Below are 947 nucleotides of genomic sequence, written 5' to 3'. Positions count from 1 at the left end.
CTCCGTCAGCCGCGATGCGGTGTCATAGTCCAGCGCGGTGGTCATCGCATAAGGCGACACATTCCCCAACCGCTTGGCATATTGCTGGCCGTACTGATTGTATTCGTTGCGCAGGACATAGACACTGTTCTTGTCGCGGATATACCAGAGGCCGCCGCTGAGATAGTAGGTGTAGTTGACATAAAAATTGTCCGGCCAGGTCAGCCGCGTACGCCAGTTATAGCTGTTGTACTGATAAGACACCTGACGGCTGGTCCCCGTCCCCAGTTGATAGGTCGCCGTTAGGACCGACCCCGCCGCATTGTAGCTATAGGTCGCCTTGCCTTCCGCCCCATTGGTTGTCTGGTTGTTGTGGGTCAGGACGTTGCCATAGGCATCGTAGGTGAAGCTTTCCACCGAAGCGCCGGTCGTCCCCGTGACCCGGCCCAGATTGTCATAGGCAAACGTCACCGCCGAAGTACCGTCGCGCAGATTCTGAGTCTGCACACGGACACCGGAATAGATGGTTTCCTCGACATCCGTCGTCGAAACACTGCCTGCTGTCGTCTTGCTGGGATACCAGGTCTTCTTCAGCCGTCCGAAATTGTCATAGCCATAAGCTGTCTTGTTACCGCGCGCATCGGTAACTGAAACCAGAACCCCCTTGCTGATGAAACTGCTATCCGGCGCGGTATGTGTACCGTCGCTATACAGGTTGGTGATATCGGTGCGGGCGTCGGGCGTACCGTAGCCCGATTGCGCGGTCAGCACCTGTCCCGTCGCGTCATAGGTATAGCGCGTGACGCGGTCGAAGCCGTCGGCCCCGGCCGGCGACGACACGGCACAGGCATTGGGAGCGTTTGAGGTCAGGCCCGCCAGGGCGGTCGGCGCCAGCAGCCGCTGGGCTTCGCAGGTCAGCTGGAAACGGTTGTCATAGGACCGCTCGGTGACGGCATCCTCGACCGTGC

1 pseudogene is annotated in these 947 nt (G+C 59.3%); it reads right to left on the bottom strand.

Annotated features, from left to right (window positions below):
- Positions 1-947: pseudogene (locus ABI_RS06365) on the bottom strand (hypothetical protein); the annotation flags it as partial.

This window comes from Asticcacaulis biprosthecium C19, assembly GCF_000204015.1.
Taxonomy (GTDB): domain Bacteria; phylum Pseudomonadota; class Alphaproteobacteria; order Caulobacterales; family Caulobacteraceae; genus Asticcacaulis; species Asticcacaulis biprosthecius.
This window is presented reverse-complemented; position numbering and strand designations above follow the sequence as displayed.